This window comes from Pseudomonas sp. AC242 (genome assembly GCF_979258655.1).
This window is the reverse complement of record NZ_OZ409873.1, coordinates 1938717-1962258: the sequence shown is the minus strand read 5'-3', so window position 1 is coordinate 1962258 and position 23542 is coordinate 1938717. Positions and strand designations below refer to the sequence as shown.

The following is a 23542-nucleotide window of genomic DNA, read 5'->3' as shown; positions in this document are numbered from 1 at the left end:
GCCCATCATTTCCTCGCGGCCATCACCTATTTAATTGTTGCGGAGTCCACCTTGCGTCTGTTCCACACCTCCGACTGGCACCTTGGGCAAAACCTGCACGGCCAGGAGCGCGATTTCGAGCATGCGTGCTTCCTCGAATGGCTGCTGCGCCAACTGCAACTGGCGCAGCCGGATGTACTGCTGATCGCCGGGGACATCTTCGACACCGTCAATCCTCCGGTCAAAGCTCAGGAACGCCTCTACGACTTCATCGTCAGCGCCCACGAGCAGCAGCCGTTGCTGACCATCGTGATGATTGCCGGCAACCACGATTCCGGCTCGCGGATCGAATTGCCCGCGCCGCTGATGCGCCGTTTGCGCACCCATGCGCTGGGGCGGGTGTTGTGGCTGGATGACGGCCAACTGGATGCCGAACGCCTGCTGCTGCCGTTGCCGGATAAAACCGGCGAAGTCGCTGCATGGTGCCTGGCGCTGCCGTTCCTGCGCCCGGCGGAGGTGACTGGCGCACATCTGGGCGATAACTATTTGCGCGGCATCGGTCAGGTGCACGAATGGCTGATCGAAGCGGCCAACGCCAAGCGCAAACCCGGTCAGGCGCTGATTGCCATCAGCCACGCGCACATGGCCGGCGGTTCAGTGTCGGAAGACTCTGAGCGCAGCCTGATCATCGGTAACGCGGAGGCCCTGCCCGCCAGCCTGTTCGGCCCGAGCATCAGCTATGTTGCCCTCGGCCATTTGCACAAGCCGCAGAAGGTCAACGCTGAAGAGCGCATCCGCTACAGCGGTTCGCCGATTCCATTGTCGTTCTCGGAGATTGGCTATCAGCACCAGATTCTCGACGTCACCCTTGATGGCGAAACCTTGGTCAGTGTCGAGCCGAAACTGATCCCGCGCTCGGTCAACCTGCAGCGCATCGGTCCGGCACCGCTGGCCGAGATTCTGCTGCAACTGGCCGACCTGCCAAACATCGATCTGCTCGCCGAAACCCAACGCCAGCCATGGCTGGAAGTGCGTGTAACCCTCGATGAACCGCAGCCGGATCTGCGTCATCAAGTCGAAAGCGCCCTGCAAGGAAAAGCCGTGCGGTTGGTGCGCATCGCCGCCGAATACGCTGGCAACCGTGGCGCTGACGGTTCGGAGGACGGCAGCGCGCTGATCGAACTCGACCAACTCACCCCGCAAGAACTGTTCAGCCGCGCCTGGCTCGATAACTACGGCAGTGAAGTCGATGAGCAGACGCTGAAGGACTTCGCCGAACTGCTACAAGACGTACAACTGGAGGGCGAGCAGCCATGAAGATTCTCGCCATTCGCTTGAAGAACCTTGCCTCGCTGGCGGGTCCGTTCGAGATTGATTTCACCGCTGAGCCGCTGGCCAGTGCCGGTTTGTTCGCCATCACCGGCCCGACCGGCGCCGGTAAAAGTACTTTGCTCGACGCCTTGTGCCTGGCGCTGTTCGGCGCCGTGCCGCGTCTGAACAACACTGGCCGCGACGCCAAAGTCCCGGATGCCGACGGCGAAATCGCCACCGGCGACCCGCGCACCTTGCTGCGTCGCGGTACTGGCGAAGGTTATGCCGAAGTGGATTTCGTCGGTGTCGATGGCCGTCGTTATCGGGCGCGCTGGGAGGCCAACCGCGCCCGCGAGAAGGCCGGCGGCAAGTTGCAGGCCAGCCGGCAGAGCCTGCGCGATATCGATCAGGATCAACTGCTCGCCAGCCAGAAAGGCGAATACAAAACTCAACTGGAAGCTGCGCTCGGCCTGAACTTCGAACAGTTCACCCGCGCCGTGCTGCTGGCGCAGAGCGAGTTCAGCGCATTCCTCAAGGCGGACGACAACGACCGCAGCGAGCTGCTGGAAAAACTCACTGATACCGCGCTGTACACCCGCCTCGGCCGCCGCGCCTTCGACAAGACCAAAGAGGCCCGCGAAGCGCACAAGCTGTTGCAGGATCAGGCTACCGGCGTGACCCCGTTAGCGCCCGAAGCCCGGGCCGAGCTGGATGAGCGTTTCAATGCTGCGCAACAGCAAATGAAGTTGCAGCAGGCGCAGCTCAAACAACTTGAGCAGCAGCACGCTTGGCTCAAGGATTTGCGTGTGTTGCAGGACGCGCAACAGGCCGCCACCGAGCAATTGCACAGCGCACAGCAGCAATCGGAAGGTCTGGCCGGCGAACAGGTGAAACTGACGCGACTGGAGCAGCTTGGCCCGCAACGGCATCAGTTCGCGCGCAAAAGCGAACTCGATGCCCTGCTGACGCCACTGGCCGCGCAGATAGCCGCGCACACCCGGCAACACGCCGAACTGACTGAGCGCCAGACGCAACTGGAGCAGGATCTCGACGCGGCAAAAGTCGCCCTGAGCGAAGCACAGCAACGGCAAAGTGAAAACGCGCCGCTGTTGCGTCAGGCCTTTGAAGAACAAAGCACCCTCGCCCGTCTGGCCAAAGATGTCGCGCAAAGTGGCGAAGCCAGGCTCAATGCGCAGCAGGCTTGCACCGAAGGCCAGAACGCCATTCAAGCCTTGCTGGAAAAACAGACGCAGGTCGCCGAGCGCCTGCAGCGCATTGCCGCCGAGCTTGAGCAAAGCGCTCATCTGGCGCCGCTGAGCGACGCGTGGAATGCCTACCGCGATCGCCTGCAACAGCTGATGCTGATCGGCAACCGCTTGAACAAAGGCCAGGCCGAACTGGCGAGCCTTGAAGAAAACGCCACCCGCAGCGCTGAAGAACTGACCACGCAGAAACAGCAACTCGAAGTGCTGTTCAAAGAGGCTGGCGCCGAACCCGATGCCGTCGCCGAACAGATCGGTCTCCTCGGCACGCTGCTGCAGGACAACCGCAAGCAACTGCGCGCCTTCGAAGACTTGTCGCGTCTATGGGCCACGCAACAGGATCTGGACAAGCGCAGCAGTGAGTTGCAACAGCGTCAGCTCAGCGCCCAGCAGGAACGCGAACGCCTGACGCAGGACGGCGTGAAAAGCAAAGCCGAGCTGACCGTCGCCGAACAAACCCTCAATGTCACCCGCGAGCTGCTCGAACGCCAGCGCCTGGCGCGCAGTGCCAGCGTTGAAGAGTTGCGCGCGCAGTTGCAGGACGATCAGCCGTGCCCGGTCTGTGGCAGCAGCGAGCACCCGTATCATCAGCCCGAAGCGCTGCTGCAAAGCCTCGGTCGCCACGACGAAAGCGAGCAGGCCAACGCCCAGCAGGTGGTCGATCAGCTCAAGGAAAAACTCATCGAACTGCGCGCCGAAGTCGGTGGCGTGATTGCTCAGCAGAAAGAATTGCTGCAACAGCAGGAACAACTGGCCACCCAGCAGCAAGCGTTGGCGCCTAGCCTCGATGCGCATCCGCAGTCCGCGCAGTTGTTCAATCAGGATGCTGACAAGCGCGATGCCTGGCTCGCCCGGCAAAACGAGCAACTGAACCAGAGCATCACTCAGGACGAACAACGCCAGAGCGCCCTGCTCACCCTGCAACAAGACGCTGCGCGACTGACCCAGCAATTGCGTCAGGCCGAAACCGCGCATCAGCAAGCGGCGCAGCACCTGAGCAATCAGCAGCGCGAGCTGAGCAGCGACCGTCAGCGCCTCGACGAAGAACTCACCGCGTTCGGCAATCTACTGCCGGCCGACACCCTCGAAGCTTTGCGCCAGGAGCCGGCAGCAACCTTCATGCAACTTGACCGGCAGATCGCCGAGCGCCTGGCGCAGGTCGATCAGCACAAGGAAGAACAGACCGAGCAACAGCAGCGGCAACAGACGCTGGAGAAAGAACAGGATCGCCAACAGACCCGCGCGCAGCAGTTGCTCAGCGTCGAACAGCAATTCACTGCGCTGACCGAGCAGCAGCACACCTGCCAGCAGAAACTCGCGCAACTGCTCGGCGAACACAGCAGCGTCGAACACTGGCAGCAGCAACTTGAGCAAGCGGTCGAGCAGGCGCGCAATACCGAAACCGCTACCGCGCAGGAACTGCAAAACGTGCGCACGCAACTTGTGCAGATCGCTGCCGAGCTCAAGGCGCAGCAGGAGCGTTTGCAGGCGCTGGAAACCGAAGAGCAGGATCTGGCCGGCAAGATTGCCGACTGGCGCGCCCGCCATCCTGAACTGGACGACGGTGGCCTCGAAGACCTGTTGCGAGTTGACGACGCGCAAGTCGCCGAGCTGCGTCAGCGTCTGCAACACAATGAAAAAGCCATCGAACAAGCCAAGGTGTTGTTGCAGGAGCGTGACCAGCGTCTGCTCGATCATCAGGCGCAGCACAACGGCAACCTCGATGCCGAACAACTCGCCAGTGCCCTCGCCGAGCTGCAAAACCAGTTCAACCTCAGCGAGCAACAGTGCGCCGAATTGCGTGCCGAACAGGCCGAAGACCAACGGCGGCAAAACGCCAATCAGGCGCTGGCCCAGCAGATCGCCTCGGCCTATGCCGAGTATCAACGCTGGGCGCGCCTGAGTGCCTTGATCGGCTCGGCCACCGGTGACACCTTCCGCAAGATCGCCCAGGCCTACAACCTCGACCTGCTGGTGCATCACGCCAACGTGCAACTGCGCCAACTGGTCAAACGCTATCGCCTGAAACGCGGCGGCAGCATGCTCGGTTTGCTGGTGATGGACACGGAAATGGGCGACGAACTGCGCTCGGTGCATTCGTTGTCCGGCGGCGAGACGTTCCTGGTGTCGCTGGCCCTCGCTCTGGGCTTGGCGTCAATGGCGTCGAGTACGCTGAAGATCGAGTCGCTGTTTATCGATGAAGGTTTCGGCAGCCTCGATCCAGAGTCGCTGCAACTGGCGATGGATGCGCTGGACGGCTTGCAGGCACAGGGCCGCAAAGTGGCGGTGATTTCCCACGTGCAGGAAATGCACGAGCGGATTCCGGTGCAGATTCAGGTGCAGCGTCAGGGCAATGGTTTGAGCACGCTGGAGGTGAAATGAACACGCTGTATTCCTTCCGCCGCTGCCCGTACGCGATGCGCGCGCGGATGGCGCTGCGTTATTCGAACGTGCCGGTGGAGATCATTGAGGTCAGCCTCAAGGCCAAGCCGGCTGAGATGCTGGCGATCTCGCCCAAGGGCACGGTGCCGGTGCTGGATGCCGGTGGGCGGGTGATTGATGAGAGTCTGGAGATCATGCGCTGGGCGTTGGCGCAGAATGATCCGCAGGATTGGTTGCTTGATGGCGACTCGCGGATTGCTGAATTGATCGAAGCGAATGATCAAGGGTTCAAAGTGCATTTGAATCGCTACAAGTACGCCGAGCGTTACCCGGAGCAACCGATGGAGATTTATCGGGCTGAGGGGGCGCTGTACTTGCAGAGGCTGGAGGAGCTGCTTGAAGGTCGCGAATATTTGCTGGGCGATCATCCGAGCCTGGCGGATATCGCCCTGCTGCCCTTCGTTCGCCAGTTTGCCCATGTTGACCGCGAGTGGTTTGCGCAGACGCCTTATGTTCGCTTACAGGCCTGGTTGCAGCGTTTCCTCGAATCCGAACTGTTCACCTCGATCATGAAGAAATAACCTTACCTTCCTGCGTTGATCGTTCCCACGCTCTGCGTGGGAATGCCTCAAGGGACGCTCTGCGTTCCAATCGGACGCGGAGCGTCCGGGGCTGCGTTCCCACGCGGAGCGTGGGAACGATCACTCCTACAGGGTCAAGCCAGTGCGTTGCACATGCCGAGTGCCATGCAATCTATCTCGAACGGGCCGAGAAAATCGGCCGAGACCTTCACCGGTGGATTGCCGGCCATCAGCCCCAGAGTATTCGCCCGTTCGATGTTGTGCGCGATGGTGTGATTGGCCTCTATGGCCCGTGCCAGAGCTCCAACCGAGCCTTGACCTATTCCCAGCAATGAAGCGCCGTTGGTCATGATTGCCAGACTGGCAATGACCCAAAGTCTGTAGCCTTTCATGCGCCGCCGACTCCCGCGAGTTCGGCCCGATCGACCATCACGCTTTGCGAGCGGACTTCGAACTGGACGCCGGGATGGGCGACTTGAATCGGCGCGTCGAAGCTGTGTTCCATCTGCGAGGCGATGCTGACGACCAGCACCACGGCCAGGTACAGACCGATGACCAGATAGGCGCCGCGTTTGGCTGAATGAAGGATTGCGCTGGCCATGGTGTTCTCCCGTGGGCATGTTTCGATGTCCACAGAATCAATCAAAAAAGCCGCGCTAACCACTCAGGGTTTGCCATAGTAAACATCAGCTTCGTTGATTATTTAGCCAGTCTATTTGCGTGTTTGAAGAAACCTATCGTGCTGCGAAAAACACACGCACACATGTAGGAGCTGCCGAAGGCTGCGATCTTTTGATTTTGCTTTTTCCGATCGTTCCCACGCTCTGCGTGGGCATGCAGCCCGTGACGCTCCGCGTCACTGGACGCAGAGCGTCCCTAGAGGCATTCCCACGCAGAGCGTGGGAACGATCAAACAAGATCAAAAGATCGCAGCCTTCGGCAGCTCCTACAGGGAGTTGTTCGAGGCAGGCATTTCAGTGTTGGGCTTTGTGATCCAGGGCGGCGTAGAAGTTGGCGCTCTGTTGCAGGTATTTCTGGGTGTAGCTCTGGGTGTGGGATTTTTTGCTGTTGATTTCAACGTTGGCACTGGCTGGCAGCACCACGGTGGCGGAGATGGCGGAAGCAGCAATCACGGAGAAAAGATTGAAGTTCATAGCGGTAACCCTCGTGTTCGGTTGGCTTGCTTGCCCGGTTGGGCCGTGAAGCAAACTTAACGCTCGAGGGTTGATCGCTTGAAATGCTTTGTAGCATTACCGGATATCAGCGCGATTAATACAAAGAGACAGGCCCCGCAAACCGGGGCCTGTGGCTTATTGTCGCACTCAGGAACTTGACGTCGCTCGGCGCGTCCATCGGCAGTTTCTGCACGGTTTTGCCGAGCAGACCGGTCTTGCCATCACGCTCGACAACGACAATTTCGTTGCTTTTCTGGTTGGCGATCAGCAGGAATTTGCCACTAGGGTCGAGGCTGAATTCGCGCGGGTGATCACCTTCCACCGAACGTTTTTGCAGCTCTTTGAGCTGGCCGGTTGCCGGATCAATCGCGAACACCACCAGTTGATTGGCGGTGCCACGGTTGCTGACGTAGAGGAACTTGCCATCCGCCGAGGCGTGCAGCGCTGCAGCGGCTTTGTCCGAGGTCGGCTGGCCGGCGGCCAGATCGACCAGTTGCGTCTGGGTCAGCACGCCGTCGTTGTAGTCGAACACCGCAACCTGTGCGCTCATTTCCATGCTCAGCCAGGCGTGTTTGCCATCGGCGCTGAACAGCAAATGACGTGGGCCGCTGCCGGCGGGCATGGCGACCGAGGCGGTTTTCGCCGGGGTCAACGGCAGTTCCGGGTTGGCTTTCGGGTCGAATTGGTAGATGAAGACTTTGTCCGCACCCAGGTCGTTGGAGAACACGTAGCGACCGTCCGGCGAGGAAACCGTCGAGTGCACGTGGTTGGAGGCCTGGCGCTCAGGATTGACCCGGCTGGCCGGGTGCGCGCTCATCTGCACCACCGGTTTGAGTTTTCCGTCGGCACCGACCGGCAATACCGCCAGCGTGCCGCCCGGGTCTTCCACCACCGAATAGTTGCTGACGAACAGGTGGCTAGCGTCACCGCTGAGGCTCGAATGGGTCGGCTCATTGCCCAGGCTCTGCACTTGACTGATCAGGTTCAGGGCGTGGGTTTTCGGATCAATCGAATAGCTGCTGACACGGCCAACCGGGTCCTTCTGACCCGGGCCGTTTTCGTTGACCACGAACAGACGTTTCTGGTCTTTGGACAGGGTCAGCCATGACGGGTTTTCGCTCTTGACCACTTGCAGCGGCTTGGCGGCGATCTGGCCGGTGGCACTGTCGAAGTTCATGCGATAGATGCCCTGGCTGGTGCCGGCGGTGTAGGAGCCGACCAGCAACTGGAAGTTCTCGGCAGAGGCCGTGGACACCCCCATGGCGCCGACGCTGCCGGCCATCAGCAGCGGCCAGAATTTACGCATTTTCATCAGATTCTTCCTCATCATCGCTGCTGCTGACTACGTCGCCATGGCAGACCAGGCGGTGTTCGCCGATCGCTTTGGTCTCATTGAAATAACCGACGATCAGCCAGCTTTGCAGTGAGTCATCAAATGTTGCCGCTGCAACCTGAGCCGGAGTGAATTCCCAATGCTTGGCCGCTCGGCCATCGATGCATTCGATGTGCAGGTTGTCATCTTCGTCGAGGGCGAATTCGAAGGCGTGCAGGCCGTCGATTTCGACCATACCGCAGTGTTCGAGGGCGTTGAGAAGGGTTTGGGCAGTCATGGCAGTAAAGTCTTTCAGGGGGGAAATCGGCAATGATAGCTCAAGAAGCACACTCCCCCTGTAGGAGCTGCCGAAGGCTGCGATCTTTTGATGTCTGATCGTTCCCACGCTCAGCGTGGGAATGCAGCCCGTGACGCTCCGTCACTGGACGCAGAGCGTCCCTAGAGGCATTCCCACGCAGAGCGTGGGAACGATCAAAAAAAAGATCAAAGGATCGCAGCCTTCGGCAGCTCCTACAGGGGTGTTTTTCAGAGGGCTTCGCGGCTAGGTTTGCCATCAACCAGGCGCTGGATGCGCAGCGGGTTGGCGTTTTTCAGTGGCTCGGGCAACAAGCTGTCCGGGTAGTTCTGGAAGCATACCGGGCGCAGGAAACGGTCGATGGCCAGCGTGCCCACCGACGTGCCACGGGCATCGGACGTCGCCGGATACGGCCCGCCGTGCACCATCGAATCACAGACCTCGACACCGGTCGGATAACCGTTGAGCAGGATCCGCCCGACCTTCTGCTCCAGCAACGGCGTCAGCTCAGGGAAACGTTCGAAATCCGCCTGCTCGCCAATGATCGTCGCAGTCAGTTGCCCGTGCAGGCCATGCAGTGCGGCGCTGAGTTGCGCCTTGTCCGCCACTTCGATAATCACCGTGGTCGGACCGAACACTTCTTCCTGTAGCACTTCATCGCCATCGATCAACAGGCTCGCATCGGCCTTGAACAATTGCGGTTGCGCCTGATTACCCTGCTGTGGATTACCCGCCAGATGTTCAATACCTGCGTGTGCCAACAGCTTCTGCAAGCCTTTGCCGTAGCTGCCGAGGGTGCCGGCGTTGAGCATGGTTTGCGCCGGTTGATCACCGATCAAACCAGCGACTTGCTGCACGAACGCGCTGAACTGCGGCGAACGAATACCGATCACCAGACCGGGATTGGTACAGAACTGACCGCAGCCCTGCACCACAGATGCAGTGAGGTCACGAGCAACGGTTTCCGAACGCTCGGCAAGGGCTTGCGGCAGAACGATCACCGGGTTGATGCTCGACATCTCGGCGAACACCGGGATCGGTTGCGGGCGCGCAGCGGCCATGTCACAGAGAGCGCGACCGCCCTTGAGCGAACCGGTGAAACCCACTGCCTGAATTGCCGGATGCTTGACCAGCCATTCGCCGACGCCACCGCCGTAGATCATATTGAATACGCCGGCCGGCATCGCGGTTTTTTCGGCAGCGCGGATCAGCGCATCGGCAACCAGTTCCGCTGTCGCCATGTGGCCGCTGTGAGCCTTGAACACCACCGGGCAACCGGCGGCGAGTGCCGAAGCGGTATCGCCGCCAGCCGTAGAAAAAGCCAGCGGGAAATTGCTCGCGCCGAACACTGCGACAGGGCCTAGGCCGATGCGGTATTGACGCAAATCCGGGCGCGGCAACGGCTGGCGATCCGCTAACGGCAGATCAATGCGCGCACCGTAGAAATCACCTCGGCGCAGGACTTTGGCGAACAGACGCATCTGCCCGCTGGTGCGTCCGCGCTCGCCTTGAATACGTCCGGCCGGCAACGCGGTTTCGCGGCAGACCACAGCGACGAAGTCATCACCGAGCGCATCCAGCTCATCAGCAATCGCATCGAGAAACTGCGCGCGGCGTTCGGCGCTAAGGCTGCGATAAGCGGGGTAGGCGGCAGCGGCAGCTTTGGCTGCAGCGTCGACTTCTTCAACCGTGGCCTGAATGAAATCGTGCGGCAATTGTTCGCCCGTGGTTGCGTCGACCGATTGCAGTTTGACGTCGCCAGCGGCGCTGCGCTGACCACCGATGTAGTTGTGACCGAGAATCTGAGTCATGGGATCTCCTTAAAGGGTGCCGATGCTGTCCGGTTCATAAACCGCTGGGACCGGGACGATGCCGTTGAGCAGTGGCGCGCCGAATTCGGCCTGGCTGATTTCAAAAACGTCGCCCGGCTGGGTGCGGATGCCATCGGCGAACGACAGGGTCGCGGTGCCGAAAAAGTGAATGTGCACGTCACCGGGACGCAGGAACTGACTGTATTTGAAGTGGTGGTATTCGAGGTTGGCGAGGCTGTGGCACATGTTCGCCTCGCCACTGAGAAACTCGTTCTGCCAGAGCACTTCGCCGTCACGCAGGATGCGACTGGTGCCGGCCAGATGTTGAGGCAGTTCACCGGTGCGAAGTTCCGGGCCATAACTGCAACTGCGCAATTTCGAGTGGGCGAGGTACAGGTAATTCTTGCGTTCCATGACATGGTCGGAGAACTCGTTGCCCACCGCAAAACCGAGACGGTAAGGCTTGCCGTCGTGGCCAATGATGTACAAACCGGCCATTTCTGGTTCTTCGCCGGCGTCTTCGGCAAACGGCGGCACCGGGAAGGGTTGACCGGGGCGAACGACGATGCTGCCGTCGCCCTTGTAGAACCATTCCGGTTGCACACCGGCCTGCCCCGCCGCCGGTTTGCCGCCCTCCACGCCCCATTTGAAGATGCGCATGGTGTCGGTCATCGCCGCTTCATCGCCGGCCTGCTGGTGCATTTTGTCCCGCGCCGAGGCACTGCCAAGATGCGTCAGGCCGGTGCCGCTGATCAGCATGTGCGCCGGGTCCGGGTGATCGAGGGGCGGCAGCACGCGCAGTTGTGCGAGCAGCTCGGCGTAATCGTGGCTGATGCCGAGGCCGAGGGTTTGCACTTGCTGCTTCAGGGTGTTGCCGGCCTCGATGGCGGCCAGGGCCAGATCGCGCACGGAACGCGCGTCTTGCACTTCGCGCACCAGACCGTTGTCGACCACGCCGACGCGGCGTTCGCGGTTGCTTAATTCGAATTGAACCAGATGCATATGTCCTCTCCTGTATACAAAACTTCAAAACACTGCAAAACCCTGTGGGAGCTGGCTTGCCAGCGATGGCAATCTGTCTGACACATCAATGTTGAATGTGCCGCCGTCATCGCTGGCAAGCCAGCTCCCACAGGTTCCTTGGTGATTGATAGCGGGGGTCAGGTACGGGTGGCACCGCGTGCACTTGCTGCGAATTGGTCAACCGGGAGCACGTGTTTGCGCTCCAGCACGCGGTAGACGATGCCGGTCAGAATCAAGCCAAACACCATCACCCCCGAGAGAAAATACAGGCCGGACGCGAGGTTGCCGGTGTACTCCTTCAACGCCCCAATCACAAACGGCCCGATGTACCCGCCAAGATTTCCCACCGAATTGATCAGAGCAATCCCCGCCGCCGCACTCGCGCCGGCAAAGAAGCGCCCCGGCAAGGTCCAGAACACCGCCGTGCAGGAAAACAGCGCGAACGCCACCAGACACAGCGCCGCCAGTTGCGCCACCGGCAACGACAACCAGGCACTGAGGAACAGGCCAATCGCGCCCAGCACATAAAGCACGGCCAGATGCCCGTAGCGATCATTCAAGCGGTCAGAACTGCGCGGTACGATCAGCAAGCCGATGATGCCGAAGATGTACGGCACCGATGAGACGAAGCCGGTGACCAGATCGCTGCCGCCAAACTGTTTGATCAGCGTCGGTAACCATAGACCGAGACCATAAATGCTCAACGTCACCGGCAGATAAAACAGCGCCAGCAGCAACACGCGTTTGTCTTTCAGCGCATGCAGCGGATTGCCGTGACGGGTCTGGCCGTATTCCTGCAGATCCTTTTTCAGCTCACCGGTCAGCCAGTCTTTCTCGGCCTGATCCATCCATTTCACCTGCTGCGGGCCATCCGGCAACCAGCGCAACACCGGCCAGGTCAGCAGGATCGCCGGAGTGCCGATGACGATGAACAGCCACTGCCAGCCGTGCAGCCCGAGGACGCCATCCATGCCGAGCAAACCGCCGGACACCGGACCGGTGATCATCATCGCGATCGGTTGGGAGAGGATGAACAGCCCGAGGATCTTGCCGCGATGGCGCACCGGGAACCATTGGGTGATGTAGTAGAGAACGCCAGGGAAGAACCCCGCCTCGGCCGCGCCGAGCAGAAAGCGCATGACGTAGAAACTGTGCGGGCCCTGGACGAAGGCCATGCCGATGGTGATCGCGCCCCAGGTGATCATGATCCGCGCAAACCAGCGCCGCGCACCGAAGCGTTCGAGCATCAGGTTGCTGGGGATTTCGAAAAGGAAGTAACCAATGAAGAACAGCCCGGCGCCGAGGCCGTAAGCCGCATCGCCGATGCCGATGTCGGCGCCCATGTGCAGCTTGGCGAAGCCGACGGCGGAGCGATCCACATAGGCGATCAGGTACAGCAGGATCAGGAAGGGAATCAGTTTCAGCGTAATGCGCCGTATCAGCCGCAGTTCCTGGCTCATGAGATCGGTCTCCGATTGTTGTTTTTATAGAACCTCGGGGGACGCCTCTCACGGAAAACCGTCAGGGCCATCCCTCCGTCGAAAACGACTATATAGTAATACTAATTCACCAACAACACTTCCAAACCTAGGATTTTGCGCTTAGATTAAGCCGTAGCTGGAACACTATAGTCATACAATAAGAGAATCGATCATGTCTGATAAGAAACCCACCCTGCGCTCCGCCCAATGGTTTGGCACGGCCGACAAGAACGGCTTCATGTACCGCAGCTGGATGAAGAATCAGGGCATCGCCGACCACCAGTTTCACGGCAAGCCGATCATCGGCATCTGCAACACTTGGTCGGAACTGACCCCGTGCAACGCGCACTTCCGCCAGATCGCGGAGCACGTCAAACGCGGGGTGATCGAGGCTGGCGGTTTTCCAGTGGAATTCCCGGTGTTCTCCAACGGCGAATCGAACCTGCGTCCGACCGCCATGCTCACCCGCAACTTGGCGAGCATGGACGTTGAAGAAGCGATTCGCGGCAATCCGATCGACGGCGTGGTGCTGTTGACCGGTTGCGACAAAACCACTCCAGCGCTGCTGATGGGCGCGGCGAGTTGCGATGTGCCAGCGATTGTTGTGACCGGCGGGCCGATGCTCAACGGCAAGCACAAGGGCAAGGACATCGGCTCGGGCACGGTGGTCTGGCAGCTCAGCGAACAGGTCAAGGCCGGCACCATCACGATCGACGATTTCCTTGCAGCCGAGGGCGGCATGTCGCGTTCGGCGGGCACCTGCAACACCATGGGCACCGCATCGACCATGGCTTGCATGGCTGAAGCACTCGGCACTTCGCTGCCGCACAACGCGGCGATCCCGGCGGTGGATGCGCGGCGTTATGTGTTGGCGCACATGTCCGGCATGCGTGCGGTGGAGATGGTTCGCGAAGATCTGAAACTGTCGAAGATCCTCACTAAAGAAGCCTTCGAGAATGCTATCCGGGTCAACGCTGCCATCGGTGGTTCGACCAACGCGGTGATTCACTTGAAAGCCATCGCCGGGCGCATCGGTGTTGAACTGGATCTGGACGACTGGACCCGCATCGGGCGCGGCATGCCGACCATTGTCGACCTGCAACCGTCGGGGCGTTTTCTGATGGAAGAGTTCTATTACGCCGGTGGTTTGCCAGCGGTGCTGCGTCGTCTCGGTGAGGCCAATCTGATCCCTAACCCGAATGCACTGACGGTGAACGGCAAGTCGATCGGCGAGAACACCAAGGACGCGCCGATCTATGGCGAAGACGAAGTGATCCGCACCCTCGACAATCCGATTCGCGCCGACGGTGGTATCTGCGTATTGCGCGGCAATCTGGCGCCACTGGGTGCGGTGCTCAAGCCATCTGCCGCGACCCCGGAATTGATGCAGCATCGCGGCCGTGCGGTGGTGTTTGAAAACTTCGACATGTACAAGGCGCGGATCAACGATCCGGAACTGGATGTCGATAAGGATTCGATTCTGGTGATGAAGAACTGCGGGCCGAAGGGTTATCCGGGCATGGCCGAAGTCGGCAACATGGGTTTGCCGGCCAAGTTGCTGGCGCAGGGTGTGACGGACATGGTGCGCATTTCCGATGCACGGATGAGCGGCACGGCGTATGGCACCGTAGTTTTGCACGTGGCGCCGGAAGCGGCGGCCGGCGGGCCTTTGGCGACAGTGAAGGAAGGCGACTGGATCGAGCTGGATTGCGCCACCGGGCGTTTGCACCTGGATATTCCGGATGCCGAACTGGCGGCGCGCATGGCGGATCTGCAGCCACCGCAGCAGTTGTTGGTGGGCGGCTATCGTCAGCTGTACATCGACCATGTGCTGCAGGCGGATCAGGGCTGTGACTTCGATTTCCTTGTCGGTTGCCGAGGGGCTGAAGTGCCGCGCCATTCCCATTAAAATCAAAAGATCGCAGCCTTCGGCAGCTCCTACATTGGAATGCATTTGATCGTTCCCACGCTCCGCGTGGGAACGATCATTACCCGCCTCAAGATTGTCTGGTGCCTGCTATGATGCGCGGCATCTCCATCGCTCAGGATCGCGCCACTCCCCATGGATTACCGCAAACCCTCCGACCGTAAAAGCATGCACTCGCGCATCGTCCAGGAACTGGGCATGCAGATAGTCTCCGGACGCTTTTTGCCCGACGACAAACTGCCCGCCGAAGCCTTGCTCTGCGAGGAGTACGCGGTCAGCCGGCCGGTATTGCGTGAAGCCACACGGGTATTGGTAGCCAAAGGTCTGGTGTATTCCAAGCCACGCGTCGGCACGGTGGTCAAAGCGCGCCGCGAGTGGCACATGCTCGACCCGGACGTGCTGCACTGGTTGATGCAAAGCAGCCCGCAGAATGAATTCTTCAATGTGCTGACCAGTGTGCGCAGCATTATCGAACCGGCGGCTGCCGCCCTCGCCGCTCAACATGCGACCGAGGCTGATATTGCCGCGATTGGCGAGGCGTATCAGCGCATGGAAGCGGCGCCGACGCCGGAGGCTTTGTTGCAACCGGATCTGGATTTTCATAGCCGGATTGCTGATGCGACGCACAATGATTTGCTGGCGAACCTGTGCAATATGTTGTCGGTGGCGATTGCCGAGGCGTTGAAGCATTCGAATCAGCGGCCGAATCTGCATGAATTGGCATTGCCTCGGCATAAGGCGATTTTGACCGCCATTGAAAATCGTGATGCCCTGGGTGCTCGGCATGCGACGTTGGTGCAGTTGGATGATGCGCGTAGTGCGTTGAGTGTTGTGCTTGGCGCTGAACTCACTTAACGCTTGAGATCCTCTGCCCTCACCCTAGCCCTCTCCCAGAGGTAGAGGGGACCGATTGGGGGATATTCGAGATTTACGCCGACTTGAACGATTTGCTGTGAATCCATAATCAACTCGGTGCTTCAGGTCGATGTATCAAGCCGCACCACTCGGTCAGTCCCCTCTCCCTCGGGGAGAGGGTTAGGGTGAGGGGCTCTTGATCTTCAGCCACAAAAAAGCCGCAACCCAAAGGTTGCGGCTTTGTCGTTTCAGCCCTTCAGATCAATGCGCAAACAGCGAATTACCCTTCTGCCCCGCCAGTTTCTCCGGCTTGATCAGGAACTTCGCCAGTGCCGGCAGCAGCCACAGCGCACCGAACATGTTCCACAGCAGCATGAAGGTCAGCATCAGACCCATGTCGGCCTGGAACTTGATCGCCGAGAAGATCCAGGTGCACACGCCGATCGCCAGGCACAGGCCGGTGAACAGCACCGCTTTACCGGTGGATTTCAGCGTCTGGTAATAGGCTTCCTGCAGCGGCAGGCCGGCGCGCAGGAAACTTTCCAGACGGCTGTAGATGTAGATGCCGTAGTCGACACCAATCCCCACACCCAGCGCCACCACTGGCAACGTTGCGACTTTCACGCCGATGCCCATGAACGCCATCAGCGCGTTGCCGAGAACCGAGGTCAGCACCAGCGGCAGGACGATGCACAGGGTCGCCGCCCACGAACGGAAGGTGATCATGCACATCACCGCCACGCAGATGTACACCAGAACCAGGATAGTCAGCTCAGCCTGTTTGATGACTTCGTTGGTGGCCGCTTCGATCCCGGCGTTACCGGCAGCAAGGATGAATTCCAGGCCGTCCTTGTTATTTTCCTGGGCAAATTCCTGCACCGCGTGCACCGCACGATCGAGGGTTTCGGCCTTGTGATCGTTGAGGAACACCAGCACCGGCGCCAGCGAGCAACTGTTGTTGTACAAGCCATCGGCACGGGCAATCGAGTTGTTCAGCACGTCCGGGTTGCGCGACAGGGTTTCCCATTTCAGGTTGCCCTCGTTCATGCCCTTGATCATCTGCTTGGACACGGTCACCAGCGAGATCGCCGACTGCACGCCCTCGGTGTTCTGCATCTTCCACATCAACTGATCGATCGGCGCCATGGCTTCATAACGCGAACAGCCTTCGGCTTTGGTCTTGACCATCACCACCAGTACGTCAGAGCTGGTGGAGTAATTGCTGATGATGAAGTTGTTGTCCTTGTTGTAGCGCGAGTCCGGACGCAGTTCCGGTGCGCCCTGATCGAGGTCGCCGATTTTCAGGTTCTGGCTGTACCAGAGGCCGCCACCGAAGGCGATCAGCGCCAGCACCACCGAAATGCGTGCGACTTTCGGATTGGCGAAATTCGACAGCAGCCGCCAGAACGGATGTTCGCGGTTCGCGTCTTTCTTGCTCTTGGCAATCGCGCGCTTGCTGATGCCGACATAGGAAATCGCCACCGGCAGCAGAATCAGGTTGGTGAAGACGATCACCGCCACGCCGATGGAGGCGCCGATGGCCAGTTCACGGATCACGCCGATATCGATGATCAACAGCGTGATGAAACCCACCGCATCCGCCAGAATCGCGATCATCCCCGGCAGGAACAGTTGCCGGAAGGTGCGGCGCGCTGCGGTCAGCGCGTTGTCGGCCTCACTGGATTGCAGGGCGATACCGTTGATCTTCTGCACGCCGTGGGAAATACCGATGGCGAAGATCAGGAATGGCACCAGCATCGAATACGGATCGAGCCCGAAGCCAAAGAAGTGCATCAGACCGAGCTGCCAGACCACCGCCACCAGCGTCGTGCTCAACACCGCAATGGTGCTGCGTACGCAGTTGGTGAACCACAGCAGCAGAATCAGGGTAATGACGAAGGCGATGCCGAAGAACAGCACGACCATCACCAGACCATCGATCAGGTCGCCGACCTTCTTGGCGAAACCGACGATGTGGATTTTGACGTTGGGGTTCTGCGCTTCGAACTTGTTGCGGATCTTGTCTTCGAGTTCATGGGAGAACTTGCGGTAGTCCAGCGCGAGCAACTTGCCCTGGTCTTCCGGGTCCGGGTAGGACTCCAGCAGCGGGATGTCGACGATGCTCGACTTGAAGTCGTTGGCCACCAGACGCCCGACCTGGCCGGACTTGAGCACGTTGTTGCGCAGCAGATCGAGGCTGTCCTGCGAGCCGTTGTAGCTCTGCGGGATCACTTCACCGCCGGCAAAACCCTCTTCGGTCACTTCGGTCCAGCGTACGCTCGGACTCCACAGCGACTTCAGCCCGGAACGGTCAACGCCGGAGATGTAGAACACCTCGTCGTTGATCTGGCGCAGGGTCTCCATGTACTCCTTGGAGAAGATGTCGCCGTCCTTGGCCTCCACCGAAATCCGCACGGTGTTGCCCAGGTTCGCCAGATCGTTGCGGTGCTCCATCATCTTTTCGATGAAGGGATGCTTGAGCGGGATCATTTTTTCGAAACTGGTCGACGGCCGGATCAGCGTGGCCTGCCAGAACAGGAAAATGCTCACCACCAGACAGATCAGGATCACGGCCGGGCGGTTGTTGAAAATCAGGCGCTCAAGAAACGTCGCCTTGTCCTGCTGAGGAGTGATCAAGGAAGTCATAGCCCCGCCTTCTTGTTATTGATCTCGGCACCGTTTGGCTGCGTGGTGTGAAGCCCACCCTGCCCGCTCAGAATCAAGTTGCCATCGCCGGCAGCGGTGACCGATGACAGCGAGATGCGGTCCGGACGGTTGAACACGCTGAAGGTTTCGCCGTTGTCGCTGCTGCTGATCACCGAACCGCCGTTGCCGACGATGACGATCGAGCCATCTTCGAGCAGCGTCGCACCGGACAGGCCGAACTCCAGCGCACCGCGCGCAGCTTTCAGTTCGACCTGCTCCCAGGTGCTGCCGAAATCGGTGGAGCGGTAGAGGTTGCCGCGCAAGCCGTAGGCCAGCAGGGTCTGCGGTTGGGCCGTGCCGATCACGCCGAAGAGCGAACCTTCGTACGGGCCTTCGAGTTTTTCCCAGGTCTGACCGTCGTCGGCGGAGCGAAACATGCTGCCCGACTCGCCAACGATGAACAGCCCGGCGTCCTTCACCGCCGCGATGGCGTTAAGGTGGAATTGATCTTCGTTGTCGAGGCGGTCGCTGACGTCTTCCCAGTTCTTGCCGCCGTCGGTGGTTTCCAGCAGCGCGCCGTACGCGCCCACAGCGAGGCCACTGTTGACGTCCTTGAACCAGACGTCGAGCAGCGGCGACTCACGCTTGAGGTCTTCGAATTGCTTGGTCCAGGTCAGACCGCCGTCTGCGCTGGCGAGGATTTGCGCGTCGTGGCCGACCGCCCAGCCGTGCTTGTCGTCGACAAAGTACACAGCGGTCAGCAGTTGCCGGGTCGGCACTTTGGCCTGGGTCCAGGTTTTGCCCTGGTCATCGGAATAGAGTATGTGCCCACGATCGCCGACCGCGACCAGGCGCGCGCCAGCGTGGACGACATCGAGAATCAGACTTTTCGCGGCTTTCGCAGATTCGGTGGCATAGACCACGTCAGCCGGGGCCTCGGCGGCAAACACAGGTGCCGATAACGTGGCAAAGCCCAGCAGAGAGAGTGCTGTGGCCAGCAACGCGGTGTTGCGTAACGCCGGCGGGCGGCAACGACTCATAGACCTTCCCCTATTTATTATTGTTAGGCCATCTGGCCTTCAAGGGCGCCGCAAGTGTGCTCCGCTGATGGCTGGTCAGAAGCATAGACCTGAAACCCGCAATCCAGAGCCACTTCGGAAGCTGGCTCATCCTATCGGGCTTTCGAAACGTCTGACAATCGGCGCCACGTTATCTTTTGTTAACCGCATTGCTGACGAATTTCACCCTGTAGGAGTGAGCCTGCTCGTGATAGCGGTGTATCAGGTAAGAATTCATTGACTGACACACCGCTATCACGAGCAGGCTCACTCCTACAGGGGGTCGTGGGGGCTTTGGGATTTGAATACATGACCATTCGCCGGGGTGATGCGGCAAAAGTTACCGGGGGGACTTGCACGATTGGTATTATGGTATACCATCAGACGCACAGGCACTCTCAATCCCTCAACGGAGCAGCTCATGAGTTTCGAAATTCGCAAGATCGTCAGCTATGTCGAAGAAACCTTCATCGAAGGCGGCAAGGCCACCGACAAGCCAGTGACCATGGTCGGCCTCGCCGTGGTGATGAAAAACCCTTGGGTGGGCAACGGTTTCGTGGAAGACCTCAAGCCGCAGATCCGCGCCAACTGCTCTGACCTCGGCGCACTGATGGTTGAGCGTCTGGTCGGCATCATCGGCGGTGCCGAGAAGATCGAGGCCTACGGCAAAGCCGCTGTGGTCGGTGCTGATGGCGAGATCGAACACGCCTCCGCCGTGATCCACACCCTGCGCTTCGGCAACCACTACCGCGAAGCCGTCAACGCCAAGAGCTACCTGAGCTTCACCAACAAGCGCGGCGGCCCGGGCACCTCGATTCAGATCCCGATGATGCACAAGGACGACGAAGGTCAGCGTTCGCACTACATCACTCTGGAAATGCAGATCGAAGACGCGCCGCGCGCCGACGAAATCGTCGTCGTGCTGGGTTGCGCCGACGGTGGTCGCCTGCACCCGCGCATCGGTAACCGCTACATCGATCTGGAAGAACTGGCTGCCGAAAAAGCCCAGTAATCACAATAAAAAGGCACTGCAGGAGCGCTCCATGATTCGGCTCACCGCTGAACTCACCCCGGCTGGCACCAGTTACCTGGCGACCGGCCAAGGCCAGCCCGTGGTTTTGATCCACGGCGTGGGCCTGAACAAAGAAATGTGGGGCGGGCAGATTGTCGGCCTGTCCAGCCAGTACCGGGTGATCGCCTACGACATGCTCGGCCATGGCGCGAGCCCGCGACCGGCCAGCGGCACCGCCCTGCTCGGTTACGCCGATCAGTTGCTGGAGCTGCTCGATCATCTGAATCTGCAACAGGCAGCGGTGATCGGTTTCTCCATGGGCGGTCTGGTCGCGCGGGCCTTTGCCCTGCATTACCCGGAGCGCCTGCAAAGCCTGGTGGTGTTGAACAGCGTGTTCAACCGCAGTGAAGAACAGCGTGCCGGCGTCATCGCTCGCACCGCGCAAGCCGCCGAACATGGCCCGGACGCCAATGCCGAAGCGGCGCTGTCACGCTGGTTCAGCCGCGAATATCAGGCGGCCAATCCGGCGCAGATCGCTGCGATCCGCCAGACCCTGGCCGGCAATGATCCGCAAGGCTATCTGACCACCTACGAATTGTTCGCCACCCAAGACATGTACCGCGCCGACGACCTGGGCAGCATTCAGGCGCCGACGCTGATCGCCACCGGTGAACTGGATCCGGGTTCGACCCCGGAAATGGCCGAGCAACTGGCCCGACGCATCCCCGGTGCGAAGGTTGCCGTGCTGTCTGAGCAACGGCATATGATGCCCGTAGAGTCGCCGCGTCTGGTCAATCAGACGCTGCTGGAATTTCTCGAATTCGCACACTCCCGACAAAACCATATAAAGGGGATCGTTGCATGACACTCGCACGCTTCCAGATGTGCATCGGCGGAGAATGGGTCGACGCCCTCTCCGGCAAGACCTTCGAAAGCCTCAACCCGGCCACCGCGCTAGCCTGGGCCGAATTGCCTGACGCTGATGAAGCGGATGTCGAACGCGCCGTGCAATCGGCACAGACTGCTTTCGACAGCCCGGCGTGGCGCGGCCTGACCGCCACTGCTCGCGGCAAACTGCTGCGCCGTCTCGGCGACTTGATCGCCGAAAACAAAGAACAACTGGCGCAGCTGGAAAGCCGCGACAACGGCAAGCTGATCCGCGAAACCCGTGGCCAAGTCAGTTATCTGCCGGAGTTCTTCCACTACACCGCCGGCCTTGCCGACAAGCTTGAAGGCGGCACCCTGCCGCTGGACAAGCCGGATCTGTTCGCCTACACGGTGCACGAAGCAATGGGTGTGGTTGCCGCAATCATTCCGTGGAACAGCCCGCTGTACCTGACAGCGATCAAGCTCGCCCCGGCCCTCGCCGCCGGCAACACGATTGTGATCAAGCCGTCAGAGCACGCTTCGGCAACTATTCTCGAGCTGGCGCGTCTGGCCCTCGAAGCGGGGATTCCGCCGGGTGTGGTCAACGTCGTCACCGGTTACGGCCCGAGCACCGGCGCCGCCCTCACCCGCCATCCGCTGATCCGCAAAATTGCCTTCACCGGCGGCGCGGCGACAGCGCGGCATGTGGTGCGCAGCAGCGCCGAGAACTTCGCCAAGCTGTCGCTGGAACTGGGCGGCAAGTCACCGAACATCATCTTCGCCGACGCCGATCTGGACAGCGCGATCAACGGCGCGATTGCCGGGATCTACGCGGCGTCAGGGCAGAGTTGCGTGTCCGGTTCACGGCTGTTGGTGCAGGACGAAATCTACGACAAGTTCGTCAACCGACTGGTCGAACGCGCCCAGCGCATTCGCATCGGCAACCCGCAAGAAGACGACAGTGAAATGGGCCCGATGGCCACCGCGCAGCAACTGGCGGTGGTTGAAGGCCTGGTCGCGGATGCCATCGCCGAGGGCGCGCGTTTGCGTACCGGTGGCAAGCGCCCAACCGATCTTGGCGAAGGCTGGTTCTATGAGCCGACGCTGTTCGAATGCGACCGCAATTCGATGAAGATCATGCAGGAAGAAGTCTTCGGCCCGGTGGCGTCGGTGATTCGCTTCAAAGATGAAGCCGAGGCACTGGCGATCGCCAACGACTCGCAGTTCGGCCTCGCCGCTGGCATCTGGACTCGCGATCTCGGTCGCGCCCATCGCCTCGCCCGCGATGTTCGCTCGGGAATTATCTGGGTCAACACTTACCGTGCGGTGTCAGCGATGGCACCGATCGGCGGCTTCAAGAACAGTGGCTATGGACGCGAAAGCGGCATCGATTCGGTGCTGGCCTACACCGAACTGAAAACGGTGTGGATCAACCTTTCTCAGGCGCCAATGCCTGATCCGTTTGTGATGCGCTAGGAGTCCTGCGAAATGATCGAACCCGGCATTTACAAAGACGTCATGAGCTCGTTCCCGTCCGGCGTCACGGTGGTCACCACCCTCGACCCGGACGGCGGCATCGTCGGCATCACCGCCAGCGCCTTCAGCGCGCTGTCGATTGACCCGGCGCTGGTGCTGTTCTGCCCCAATTATGCTTCCGACACCTACCCGGTGCTGCGTGACAGCAGGAAGTTCGCGATCCATTTGCTGTCCGCCGACCAGACGGCTGAGGCCTATGCGTTTGCTGGTAAAGGCAAGGACAAGGCCAAGGACATCGAGTGGCATTTGAGCGAGTTGGGTAACCCGATTCTGGCCAAGGCCACGGCGATCATCGAGTGCGAGTTGTGGCGGGAATACGATGGTGGTGATCACGCGATCATTGTTGGCGCGGTGAAGAACCTGATCCTGCCGGCGCAACCGGTGACGCCGATGATTTACCACAAAGGCAAGCTCGGGCCGTTGCCGACACTGGCCTGAAGCGACAATGCAGAACCCTGTGGGAGCTGGCTTGCCAGCGATGAGGGCTTAACATTCAACATTGATGTTGGCTGATAGTCCGCTATCGCTGGCAAGCCAGCTCCCACAGGGATTGAGGTGAGGCAAAGAATATGAGTAACGAAAAGTACGAAAAAGGCCTGAAAATCCGCACTCAGGTACTCGGCGAAGCCTACGTCCAGCGTTCTATCGAGAACGCCGACGACTTCACCCGTCCGCTGCAGGAAATGGTCACCGAATACTGCTGGGGCCATGTCTGGGGGCGCGAGGGGTTGTCGCTCAAGGAGCGCAGCATGATCAACCTGGCGATGATCTCGGCGCTCAACCGTCCGCACGAACTCAAGCTGCATGTGCGTGGCGCCTTGCGTAACGGCCTGAGTCGTGAGCAAATACGCGAAATTCTGCTTCAGGTCGGCATTTATTGCGGCGTTCCGGCGGCCGTGGACAGTTTCCGGCTGGCCCGTGAAGCCTTTGCCGAAGCCGACGCCGAAGCCCCAGTTAACCCCTCGGCTGTTTAGATGCCCGTCTGGCATGGACAGCCAACCGAAAGAG

The 23542-nt window shown here is 60.2% G+C and carries 20 protein-coding genes; 10 read left to right on the top strand and 10 right to left on the bottom strand.

Annotation, left to right across the window (positions count from 1 at the left end; translation table 11 throughout):
• The first annotated feature begins 51 nt into the window (after nt 1-51).
• From ACZZ0A_RS09050 to ACZZ0A_RS09040, 3 genes are read left to right on the top strand one after another with little or no spacing between them, the layout of a single operon-like run.
• Complete coding sequence (locus ACZZ0A_RS09050; RefSeq protein WP_007916530.1) at nt 52-1296, top strand: exonuclease SbcCD subunit D C-terminal domain-containing protein; 1245 nt, start codon at nt 52-54, stop codon at nt 1294-1296.
• Nucleotides 1293-4934 carry an SbcC/MukB-like Walker B domain-containing protein gene (locus tag ACZZ0A_RS09045; protein ID WP_463542897.1) on the top strand — a complete coding sequence of 1214 codons (3642 nt, stop codon included), beginning with the start codon at nt 1293-1295 and terminating at the stop codon, nt 4932-4934. The genes ACZZ0A_RS09050 and ACZZ0A_RS09045 overlap by 4 nt, the downstream gene beginning before the upstream one ends.
• Complete coding sequence (locus tag ACZZ0A_RS09040) at nt 4931-5515, top strand: glutathione S-transferase (protein WP_463542896.1); 585 nt, start codon at nt 4931-4933, stop codon at nt 5513-5515. Before ACZZ0A_RS09045 ends, ACZZ0A_RS09040 begins: the two co-directional genes overlap by 4 nt.
• Nucleotides 5516-5649: 134 nt before the next feature.
• Here the strand turns inward: ACZZ0A_RS09040 and ACZZ0A_RS09035 are convergent, their stop codons facing one another.
• From ACZZ0A_RS09035 to ACZZ0A_RS09000, 8 genes are all read right to left on the bottom strand, one after another.
• Nucleotides 5650-5907: a hypothetical protein gene (locus ACZZ0A_RS09035; protein ID WP_007916537.1), complete on the bottom strand. Its 258-nt coding sequence runs from the start codon at nt 5905-5907 to the stop codon at nt 5650-5652.
• Complete coding sequence (locus tag ACZZ0A_RS09030; protein WP_007916539.1) at nt 5904-6116, bottom strand: hypothetical protein; 213 nt, start codon at nt 6114-6116, stop codon at nt 5904-5906. The genes ACZZ0A_RS09035 and ACZZ0A_RS09030 overlap by 4 nt, the downstream gene beginning before the upstream one ends.
• 373 nt (nt 6117-6489) lie before the next feature.
• Complete coding sequence (locus tag ACZZ0A_RS09025; RefSeq protein WP_007917967.1) at nt 6490-6669, bottom strand: hypothetical protein; 180 nt, start codon at nt 6667-6669, stop codon at nt 6490-6492.
• Between the two features lie 115 nt (nt 6670-6784).
• Nucleotides 6785-8002, bottom strand: a complete 1218-nt coding sequence (locus ACZZ0A_RS09020) for a lactonase family protein (protein WP_463542895.1) — start codon at nt 8000-8002, stop codon at nt 6785-6787.
• Nucleotides 7989-8300 carry a DUF5629 family protein gene (locus ACZZ0A_RS09015; RefSeq protein WP_007917971.1) on the bottom strand — a complete coding sequence of 104 codons (312 nt, stop codon included), beginning with the start codon at nt 8298-8300 and terminating at the stop codon, nt 7989-7991. Before ACZZ0A_RS09015 ends, ACZZ0A_RS09020 begins: the two co-directional genes overlap by 14 nt.
• A 248-nt stretch (nt 8301-8548) precedes the next feature.
• The gene (locus ACZZ0A_RS09010) at nt 8549-10129 is read right to left on the bottom strand and encodes an aldehyde dehydrogenase (NADP(+)) (protein WP_463542894.1); all 1581 of its coding nucleotides are present in this window, start codon (nt 10127-10129) and stop codon (nt 8549-8551) included.
• Between the two features lie 9 nt (nt 10130-10138).
• Entirely contained in the window at nt 10139-11131 is a 993-nt protein-coding gene (gene araD1 / locus ACZZ0A_RS09005; RefSeq protein ID WP_414893992.1) for an AraD1 family protein, read from the bottom strand.
• A gap of 158 nt (nt 11132-11289) precedes the next feature.
• Nucleotides 11290-12612, bottom strand: coding sequence for an MFS transporter (locus ACZZ0A_RS09000; protein ID WP_007917982.1), 1323 nt, complete (start codon nt 12610-12612; stop codon nt 11290-11292).
• Nucleotides 12613-12805: 193 nt separating this feature from the next.
• Between ACZZ0A_RS09000 and ACZZ0A_RS08995 the strand changes: the two genes are divergently transcribed.
• Nucleotides 12806-14542 carry an IlvD/Edd family dehydratase gene (locus ACZZ0A_RS08995; protein WP_007917984.1) on the top strand — a complete coding sequence of 579 codons (1737 nt, stop codon included), beginning with the start codon at nt 12806-12808 and terminating at the stop codon, nt 14540-14542.
• Between the two features lie 153 nt (nt 14543-14695).
• A complete protein-coding gene (locus tag ACZZ0A_RS08990; RefSeq protein WP_064392969.1) occupies nt 14696-15415 on the top strand; it encodes a FadR/GntR family transcriptional regulator in 720 nt (239 codons plus the stop codon).
• A gap of 261 nt (nt 15416-15676) precedes the next feature.
• Here ACZZ0A_RS08990 and ACZZ0A_RS08985 read toward each other — a convergent pair whose 3' ends face one another.
• Nucleotides 15677-18061 carry an efflux RND transporter permease subunit gene (locus ACZZ0A_RS08985; RefSeq protein ID WP_095111456.1) on the bottom strand — a complete coding sequence of 795 codons (2385 nt, stop codon included), beginning with the start codon at nt 18059-18061 and terminating at the stop codon, nt 15677-15679.
• Nucleotides 18058-19101 carry a WD40/YVTN/BNR-like repeat-containing protein gene (locus ACZZ0A_RS08980; protein WP_463542893.1) on the bottom strand — a complete coding sequence of 348 codons (1044 nt, stop codon included), beginning with the start codon at nt 19099-19101 and terminating at the stop codon, nt 18058-18060. Before ACZZ0A_RS08980 ends, ACZZ0A_RS08985 begins: the two co-directional genes overlap by 4 nt.
• A 439-nt stretch (nt 19102-19540) precedes the next feature.
• Between ACZZ0A_RS08980 and ACZZ0A_RS08975 the strand changes: the two genes are divergently transcribed.
• From ACZZ0A_RS08975 to ACZZ0A_RS08955, 5 genes are all read left to right on the top strand, one after another.
• Nucleotides 19541-20131 carry an amino acid synthesis family protein gene (locus tag ACZZ0A_RS08975; protein ID WP_007917992.1) on the top strand — a complete coding sequence of 197 codons (591 nt, stop codon included), beginning with the start codon at nt 19541-19543 and terminating at the stop codon, nt 20129-20131.
• A 31-nt stretch (nt 20132-20162) separates the two neighbouring features.
• Nucleotides 20163-20996: an alpha/beta fold hydrolase gene (locus ACZZ0A_RS08970; RefSeq protein WP_463542892.1), complete on the top strand. Its 834-nt coding sequence runs from the start codon at nt 20163-20165 to the stop codon at nt 20994-20996.
• Nucleotides 20993-22474 (top strand): aldehyde dehydrogenase, encoded by a 1482-nt coding sequence (locus tag ACZZ0A_RS08965; protein WP_463542891.1) that lies wholly within the window; start codon nt 20993-20995, stop codon nt 22472-22474. Before ACZZ0A_RS08970 ends, ACZZ0A_RS08965 begins: the two co-directional genes overlap by 4 nt.
• Before the next feature lie 12 nt (nt 22475-22486).
• Nucleotides 22487-22972: a flavin reductase family protein gene (locus ACZZ0A_RS08960; protein ID WP_463542890.1), complete on the top strand. Its 486-nt coding sequence runs from the start codon at nt 22487-22489 to the stop codon at nt 22970-22972.
• A gap of 131 nt (nt 22973-23103) precedes the next feature.
• On the top strand, nt 23104-23508 hold the full coding sequence (locus ACZZ0A_RS08955) for a carboxymuconolactone decarboxylase family protein (protein WP_008088075.1): 405 nt from the start codon (nt 23104-23106) through the stop codon (nt 23506-23508).
• The last annotated feature ends 34 nt before the right edge of the window (nt 23509-23542 follow it).

Coding starts and splice junctions, on each gene's coding strand:
- ACZZ0A_RS09045 (WP_463542897.1), top strand. CDS start 1,293: ATGAAGATTCTCGCCATTCGCTTGAAGAACCTTGCCTCGCTGGCGGGT.
- ACZZ0A_RS09040 (WP_463542896.1), top strand. CDS start 4,931: ATGAACACGCTGTATTCCTTCCGCCGCTGCCCGTACGCGATGCGCGCG.
- ACZZ0A_RS09035 (WP_007916537.1), bottom strand. CDS start 5,907: ATGAAAGGCTACAGACTTTGGGTCATTGCCAGTCTGGCAATCATGACC.
- ACZZ0A_RS09030 (WP_007916539.1), bottom strand. CDS start 6,116: ATGGCCAGCGCAATCCTTCATTCAGCCAAACGCGGCGCCTATCTGGTC.
- ACZZ0A_RS09025 (WP_007917967.1), bottom strand. CDS start 6,669: ATGAACTTCAATCTTTTCTCCGTGATTGCTGCTTCCGCCATCTCCGCC.
- ACZZ0A_RS09020 (WP_463542895.1), bottom strand. CDS start 8,002: ATGAAAATGCGTAAATTCTGGCCGCTGCTGATGGCCGGCAGCGTCGGC.
- ACZZ0A_RS09015 (WP_007917971.1), bottom strand. CDS start 8,300: ATGACTGCCCAAACCCTTCTCAACGCCCTCGAACACTGCGGTATGGTC.
- ACZZ0A_RS09010 (WP_463542894.1), bottom strand. CDS start 10,129: ATGACTCAGATTCTCGGTCACAACTACATCGGTGGTCAGCGCAGCGCC.
- araD1 (WP_414893992.1), bottom strand. CDS start 11,131: ATGCATCTGGTTCAATTCGAATTAAGCAACCGCGAACGCCGCGTCGGC.
- ACZZ0A_RS09000 (WP_007917982.1), bottom strand. CDS start 12,612: ATGAGCCAGGAACTGCGGCTGATACGGCGCATTACGCTGAAACTGATT.
- ACZZ0A_RS08995 (WP_007917984.1), top strand. CDS start 12,806: ATGTCTGATAAGAAACCCACCCTGCGCTCCGCCCAATGGTTTGGCACG.
- ACZZ0A_RS08990 (WP_064392969.1), top strand. CDS start 14,696: ATGGATTACCGCAAACCCTCCGACCGTAAAAGCATGCACTCGCGCATC.
- ACZZ0A_RS08985 (WP_095111456.1), bottom strand. CDS start 18,061: ATGACTTCCTTGATCACTCCTCAGCAGGACAAGGCGACGTTTCTTGAG.
- ACZZ0A_RS08980 (WP_463542893.1), bottom strand. CDS start 19,101: ATGAGTCGTTGCCGCCCGCCGGCGTTACGCAACACCGCGTTGCTGGCC.
- ACZZ0A_RS08975 (WP_007917992.1), top strand. CDS start 19,541: ATGAGTTTCGAAATTCGCAAGATCGTCAGCTATGTCGAAGAAACCTTC.
- ACZZ0A_RS08970 (WP_463542892.1), top strand. CDS start 20,163: ATGATTCGGCTCACCGCTGAACTCACCCCGGCTGGCACCAGTTACCTG.
- ACZZ0A_RS08965 (WP_463542891.1), top strand. CDS start 20,993: ATGACACTCGCACGCTTCCAGATGTGCATCGGCGGAGAATGGGTCGAC.
- ACZZ0A_RS08960 (WP_463542890.1), top strand. CDS start 22,487: ATGATCGAACCCGGCATTTACAAAGACGTCATGAGCTCGTTCCCGTCC.
- ACZZ0A_RS08955 (WP_008088075.1), top strand. CDS start 23,104: ATGAGTAACGAAAAGTACGAAAAAGGCCTGAAAATCCGCACTCAGGTA.